Source organism: Zavarzinella formosa DSM 19928 (genome assembly GCF_000255705.1).
Classification (GTDB): Bacteria; Planctomycetota; Planctomycetia; order Gemmatales; family Gemmataceae; genus Zavarzinella; species Zavarzinella formosa.
This window is the reverse complement of the sequence record NZ_AIAB01000501.1, coordinates 1-6,318: the sequence shown is the minus strand read 5'-3', so window position 1 is coordinate 6,318 and position 6,318 is coordinate 1. Positions and strand designations below refer to the sequence as shown.

Annotated in this window: 7 protein-coding genes; 6 read left to right on the top strand and 1 reads right to left on the bottom strand. The window is 62.8% G+C overall.

The genetic code is table 11. The annotated features are described in order from the left end of the window. Nucleotides 1-235 precede the first annotated feature (235 nt). Both BGIM_RS0100080 and BGIM_RS0100075 read left to right on the top strand, forming a co-directional pair. Entirely contained in the window at nucleotides 236-583 is a 348-nt protein-coding gene (locus tag BGIM_RS0100080; RefSeq protein WP_020467823.1) for a hypothetical protein, read from the top strand. Then, on the top strand, nucleotides 580-801 hold the full coding sequence (locus tag BGIM_RS0100075; RefSeq protein ID WP_020467822.1) for a hypothetical protein: 222 nt from the start codon (nucleotides 580-582) through the stop codon (nucleotides 799-801). Before BGIM_RS0100080 ends, BGIM_RS0100075 begins: the two co-directional genes overlap by 4 nt. A 59-nt stretch (nucleotides 802-860) precedes the next feature. Here BGIM_RS0100075 and BGIM_RS0100070 read toward each other — a convergent pair whose 3' ends face one another. Further along, nucleotides 861-1,547 carry a GP88 family protein gene (locus BGIM_RS0100070; RefSeq protein WP_157368516.1) on the bottom strand — a complete coding sequence of 229 codons (687 nt, stop codon included), beginning with the start codon at nucleotides 1,545-1,547 and terminating at the stop codon, nucleotides 861-863. Nucleotides 1,548-1,671: 124 nt separating this feature from the next. Here BGIM_RS0100070 and BGIM_RS65715 point away from each other — a divergent pair, with 124 nt between their 5' ends. From BGIM_RS65715 to BGIM_RS0100050, 4 genes are all read left to right on the top strand, one after another. Next, nucleotides 1,672-1,905 (top strand): hypothetical protein, encoded by a 234-nt coding sequence (locus BGIM_RS65715; RefSeq protein WP_020467820.1) that lies wholly within the window; start codon nucleotides 1,672-1,674, stop codon nucleotides 1,903-1,905. A gap of 313 nt (nucleotides 1,906-2,218) precedes the next feature. After that, nucleotides 2,219-4,300, top strand: coding sequence for an Eco57I restriction-modification methylase domain-containing protein (locus BGIM_RS0100060; RefSeq protein WP_157368515.1), 2,082 nt, complete (start codon nucleotides 2,219-2,221; stop codon nucleotides 4,298-4,300). Continuing rightward, on the top strand, nucleotides 4,297-5,229 hold the full coding sequence (locus BGIM_RS0100055) for a site-specific DNA-methyltransferase (protein ID WP_020467818.1): 933 nt from the start codon (nucleotides 4,297-4,299) through the stop codon (nucleotides 5,227-5,229). Before BGIM_RS0100060 ends, BGIM_RS0100055 begins: the two co-directional genes overlap by 4 nt. 9 nt (nucleotides 5,230-5,238) lie before the next feature. After that, nucleotides 5,239-6,282 carry a phospholipase D family protein gene (locus BGIM_RS0100050; RefSeq protein WP_020467817.1) on the top strand — a complete coding sequence of 348 codons (1,044 nt, stop codon included), beginning with the start codon at nucleotides 5,239-5,241 and terminating at the stop codon, nucleotides 6,280-6,282. The last annotated feature ends 36 nt before the right edge of the window (nucleotides 6,283-6,318 follow it).

Here is a 6,318-nt window from a genome sequence, read left to right as displayed (position 1 = left end):
TTGAAGGCCGGATGCCCAAGGTAACCGGCCAGTGACTGCAACTGCCGTTCCCTACAACCTTGACACAAAAGAAATTACAGGCCCGGCCGTGTCGATCCGACGAACGTCACCGAGGCCGCGAACGCCGCTGCTGAAGACGCTGCCCAGAAAGCCGCATGACCACCCGCACCGCCCGAGCATTGCTCACCATCATCCTCGGCGGATACCTGTCCTGGATTCTTTTCTTCCGTCTCCCATGACCGACCAAACCGCCATTTTCGACCTTATCGACGCCCTTCCGGCCCCCGTCGATGTACCCCGCCGCTTCTCCAAAGCCGTCCAGGAGTTGGACCCGCCCGAGCCTTTCGATAGGAGCGAATGGGCTACGCAGAAAAGGCGTGTCTACGATGTGATGAAGTGCGGCAAGCGGTTCACGTTGGAGCAAATCAAGCACCACATCAAGGTCACGACCGGCATCAGCGACCCCGAGCCGTCCATCTCGGCCCAGATCCGCCACCTGAAAAACCAGAACGGCATCCATCACGGAAAAGAGCGTGTCGGCGGCGGCCTGACTGTGTACTGGCTCATCCTCCCCGACGCATGACCATCGCCGTGCTGATCGTCCTCCTGTTGCTCGACTTCTGTTGGCCCCACTCCATCCTCGTCTACGTCTGCAAAGCAACGAAGCTCGTCACCAAGTTCCTTCACCTTGAAGAGGAGCTACCACTGATCGTCCCTCTGGTCGCAGCGTACCTGATTGTGGGCGGGTGGTTCGTGCTGCCCGTCCTGCTGTACCTGGAGATCGCCCGGATTTTTCAGTGAAGCGGGTAATCGACGTGCTCGTCGTGCCAGCACGCCCGGCAGTTGGCGATCTTACCGTCTCACGAATTACCTTGCTGCTGAGCAATGCACGTCCCTTCGCCGGTGACCACGCGCGACGTGTAGGTGAACCCTTTCGGTATCTGCCCGTCGATCAGGTTGGCGGAGATGCGCGGGCGGAGGTTCAGAGGGCACCCTGTTAGACCAGCTTCAATCCGCTCGCGGGTGACGCTCTGTACCGTGGTGATCTCCCGAGTCGGCATCCAAATGACGATATGCGGGACGGCCTCGGCGATCTTGATGACGTTCTTGAAGTGGTTCGGCCCCTGGAGATCGCCGGAGTCGAACAGGCGCATGATGTCGTCGCACTCCCAGTTCATCATGAACGCCATCGCCACCGTCCAGATCGGAACGCCGTCGATCTCGTCCCACATGCCGTTGTAACGCTCCTCAAGTTTGTTCTGTACGGCGTCCCAGGTGTAGTTCCGCTTCCGGGCGTAGCAGACGGACGGGTGACAGACGGTCCCCGACACCTGGGCCAGCCGGGAGCCGGTGATGCACCGGGCCGCCGAGATGCCCCAGGATGGGCAGGGCATCTTCTGATTCTTTGAGAAACTGCCGGTGGTTTTCTCGGCTTGGCGGTTGCGGGCCACCAAGTGCCAGTGCTCGGCCATGTTGCCGGTATAGAGCGGGGGATCGCCTCTCGATTCAGGGATCGACTCGCCGACGACGGGCAGAGACTTCCGCAATCGCGGGAATTCTAGCCGACCCCTTCTCCCTGCGCTAGCATGGGACCATGAGAGTCCGCGTCAAGATCGCCGGGAAGTTGCGCACCGTCCCCGAGAGCGTAGTCAGGCGAGGGCACACCAAGTCGTGGGTGAAACGGCAGGCGAGGAAGTACGCGAAGCCCAAGCTCAGCTTCAACAAGACGTTCAACAAGCGGAGGAACAAAGAGACGCCAGCCTCGGCCTTCGGCCCGGACCCGCCGAAGAAGCGGCGGTGGAACCAGTGGCATTGAAGGACGTGTGTCAGGAAAAGCGAGGCAAACTCGGCGGGGGCGGGGGCACGGCGGCCGGGGCAAGCTGCGTCGGGCTTGCGGCCTCCTGAGCTTGTAAATTGCGAGCCGATCGCTTATGACAAACCTCGGGGACAGGGCGTGAACGCCTGTACCCATACCGTGGGGCATTTCCAGAACGAAAGCGCTCCGTGAGAACGGCCAGACTCGACGCGACGTACAGAGTTGGTCCGGTTGACATGCCGCAACGCCCTGCGTGTCAGCCAGTAACGGCGGCGCGCGCTTCGCTAGCGATGGATCGGGACGCTTGTGGTAACGAAGGAAAGACTCTCTGTGCCTGGGGCTGGCCGCACAATCTCGTCGGCCACGGAGGAACGCGCACAGCACGTCCGGAAGGCGGCGCAGTTGCTCGAACCCCGGTTGCAGACCCGGAAGGCTGAGGCCGATTTCCGCACCATCTTCGCACCCCGCTGGGACGGCGGTGCTCTCTCCCCTTCAGAAGAGCCGATCAGCCAGCGAGCCGCCTGGGCGATAGTGAACGCCTACCTGCTTTTCCGCATGGCGGGCCAGAAGGGCGACCTCGCCGAGGCCGAGCGCTGGTTCTTCGGCGGGCACAACCTTCCCTCACTCGTGGCCTACGTCGATGCGCAGCCGGCCTTGAACGCGCTGGAGCGCCTGTCTTTCGACGAAGACCTCCTGGAGCTTCTGCCTTACGTCCTGGAAGTGCACGGGCCGGGCAGCCGCATGAGCATCATGCGCGACCCAACCACGCGCTCCGCACGAGATGCCAAGCGTGAGAACGGCGTCTTCTACACCCCGGCCGATGTCGCGGAGTACCAAGTCGCCGACGCGCTGACCGGTCACGGGAAGGACATCCACTGTCTGGACCCGAGTTGCGGGAACGGCGTCTACCTGGTGGCCATGCTGCGGATCGCCGCCCAGCGGGCCGAGAAACGGTTCGACCGCTTCGCCTTCACCATCCGTAGCCTGTACGGCTTCGACATCAGCGCACTGGCCGTCGAGTGCTGTGCCTTCGTCCTGCTGCACCACTGCATGCCAAAGATCGCGCCCTGGTCGGCGTGGCACGCCATCCGGCTGAACCTGGCGGCGACCGACTCGCTGCGGTTCAAGGCCGTGGCCGGCGAGACCGGAACGTATTCTGCCGCCGCGAAGACGCGCAGCCGTCTCCGGCGTCAACTGATCGAAGGCGGGCACGTCGAGCGCGTTGAAGAGAAACTTCCGACGGACACGGGGCGGAAATCCTCGCTGTTCGACGAAGACGGCCTGCCGCCGCTGGGTGCCGCGTTCCCCGAGACAGAGGCTGGCTTCGAGGTCCTGGCCGGAAACCCGCCTTACGCCGCCATCGGGCATCGCGACGACCGCGACGTGCTTGAGCAGGAGTACGCCTCGCTGAAGTCCGGCAACGGAACCGCCGACCTATACCCGCCCTTTATCGAGTCGATGTGGCGGCTCACGAAGCCCGGCAACAGCAGTGCCACCCTCGTCGTCCCGCTCTCCATCGCCTTCCAGCAGAGCGCCCAGTTCACCGCCTGTAGACAGGCCATGAACGCCCACGGCGGCCGGTGGCGGTTCGCGTTCTTCGACCGGCAGCCGCACGCGCTGTTCGGCGAGGACGTGAAGACCCGCAATGCGATCCTGTTCCGCACCGAGCTTCCCGAAGAGCCGCCACGCGACACGACCGCCCAGATCGAGACCGGGCCGCTGAAGAAGTGGACCAGCCGCACGCGGGACAAGCTGTTCGCGTCCGTCTCGTTCACGCAGCTGCACGGCGTCTCGATTATCGACGGAATTCCCAAGCTCTGTGGCGGCGAGCAGTCCCAAGCGTTCACCATCCTCTCGGCCCGAACGGACACGCTCCGCTCGCTCTGCGAGCGGACCAGGACGTGCCGGCCCCAGGAAGCGACCCTGGCGTCCGAGCATCTCCGTGTCTTCGTGGCGAGTACCGCATACAACTTCCTGAACGTCTTCCACCGTATCACCGTCGAGGGCAGACATCCCCTCAGCGAGAACACGGTGCACTGCCTACAGTTCGCCAGTGACGACCACGCGGAGATGGCCTTCGCCATCCTCAGTAGTCGCCTGACGTACTGGCTTTGGCATGTCGAGGGCGATGGTTTCCACGTCGGCGGCGGGTTCATCCAGAACCTGCCCTTCGGCCGGCACTCGTTCAAGGCAGACCAGGCCGAGGAACTTCGCCGGTGTGGCCGGCAGATGTGGGAAGCCTTGCAGGGGCACCGGATTGTCAGCATCAACAAGGGCAAGCAGACCGTGGCCTATCGCCCCCTGGCTCTGGAGAAGGAGCGAGACGCAATCGACGAACTCTTGATCGACGCGGCGAAGATTCCCAAGCGGTTCAAGCAGACGCTGAAATCGTTCGTGATCGACGCGGTGGTGGTCGATGACACCGATGCCCGTCGCAGTCACCTGAAGTCGCTATTCGATACCCAGGAAGGGGAATCATCATGATCGCCGAAGACATCAAGGAAAAGAGCAAGCTGACCGTCGATGAATGGCGGGAGTACACGAAGACCGTCTGGTCCATCGCGAACACCTCGCACGAGGGTCACCCTGCGGTCTTCCCCATCGAGATCCCGCACCGGCTCATCAAGCTCTTCACGTTCTGGGGCGACACCGTACTGGACCCGTTCGGCGGGGTCGGGAACACGGCCTGCGCGGCGCTGCCCATCGGGCGGAAGGCGGTCTGCGTCGATCAGAACGAAGAGTACGTGGCGATAATGCGGACGGAGTTGGGGACCAAGAAGGGCGTCCAGATCGTGCACGGCGACAGCCGGAAGTTACCATCCGTGAAGGACGACAGCATCGGCCTGGTCGTCACAAGCCCCCCGTACTGGAACAAGGCCGACTACGGCAAGGGCGAGGCCAACGTCGGCAACGTCGGCAACTACATCAAGTTCTTCGCGGAGATCCGGCCGATCTTCGAGGAGTGCTACCGCACTCTGATGCCCGGCCGCAAGCTGTGCCTGGTGACCGCCCACGTCAATCAGCACACGAATCACGGGCTGCTGACGTTCCCGCTGGCCACCGACTTCACGATCCTGCTGCGCGACATCGGCTTCGTGATGGTCAACGAGATCATCTGGAACAAGGACGGCACCGGCGGCAAGTGGGGGTCGGCCAACGACCAGCGGCCGATCTTCGGCAGTTACCCGTACCCGCCGAATTTTCACTTCAAAAACGTGCACGAATACATTCTGATAATGGCTAAACCCAGCGGAAAGAAGGTCAACGGCCCGAAGGTGCAGAACTACGAGTCGCTGATGAGCCTGACGCTCCCCGAGCAGGTGAACGGAAGCCACGCCTTGAACGGTGCCGCGCACGGGACCAACGGAGCGACCGCGCCGAAGAGGAGGAGCTGGCCTCCGAAGGCGAAGTAAGGAGATGCTGTGAAGCATGAGTTTCGCATTCAGGACCCGACGCACCCGGACACGATCTATCTGATCGAGTCCATCGCTGAGTCCGTGCGCGAAGCCAAAGCGGGCATGGGCATCTTCGCCTTCGCGTCACTCCAAGGGGTGGACGCGCTGCTGGAGGACGACGACTTCGCCGCGTTCTTGGGTCGCGGCACCTTCGACCTGATCGTCGGCATCGACGCGGTAACCAATCGGCCGACCCTTGAACGGCTCCAGTCCTTCGACAATCGCATTCCAAACCTGAACGTCCGCGTCTTCTGGAACCGCCGGTCGGGCGGTCTCTTCCACCCGAAGATCACGAGGTTCGTTCGCCAGGATGGGAGCCGCACGGCCATCGTCGGGTCCGGCAACCTGACGCCCGGCGGCCTGTGGGACAATTACGAAGCCTACTCGGTGGTGACCGCTGACCCCGATGAGGACCTCGACCTCTCCGAATGGGACAGCTTCGTCACGCGACACGCGGCGGACATTCAGGTGATCGACGAGGAGGCCCTTGAGCGGGCGGCTCGCAACATCATCCGAGGCGGAAGACGCCGGCGTGACGTCGAGCCGGATGTGGTGACCACGGAAGAGGAGCCCGACGAAGAGCCTGATACCGAGGAAGAGCAGCCAGATGCTCGCGTGCTCGTCGCGCAAGTGCCAAAGGCAGGCGACAGGTGGGATCAGGTGCACTTCAACGTCGATGTCGCGCAGCAATTCTTCCGCGTCGAGCCAGCGTCGAATCTCCGGGTGTTTATGACGGCCGTTGCACCAACAGGCTCCCTGTCGCCCCAGGAAGTGCGCAAGGTCCGAAAAGATGTGGGAAACAGCAACGTCCGCATCGAACTCAAGGCGCGAAAAGGCACCGCGTATCCTGCCCAGGGCGTCCCGGTGGCGGTCTTCCGTGAAGACCAAGCCCGGACGTTCCGCTACGTGATCCTGATGCCGGGCGAGCCAGGCCATGCGGAGATGTTCCAACTCACCGAGGAACTGGAACCAGTCGGGCGCGGACACCGGCGTGCCATTACGGGCCTGTAATTTCTTTTGTGTCAGGGTTGTAGGGAACGGTAGTTG

Bases quoted from the DNA above. Each gene is read 5' to 3' on its own strand.
- BGIM_RS0100080 (WP_020467823.1), top strand. From the start codon at position 236: ATGACCGACCAAACCGCCATTTTCGACCTTATCGACGCCCTTCCGGCC.
- BGIM_RS0100075 (WP_020467822.1), top strand. From the start codon at position 580: ATGACCATCGCCGTGCTGATCGTCCTCCTGTTGCTCGACTTCTGTTGG.
- BGIM_RS0100055 (WP_020467818.1), top strand. From the start codon at position 4,297: ATGATCGCCGAAGACATCAAGGAAAAGAGCAAGCTGACCGTCGATGAA.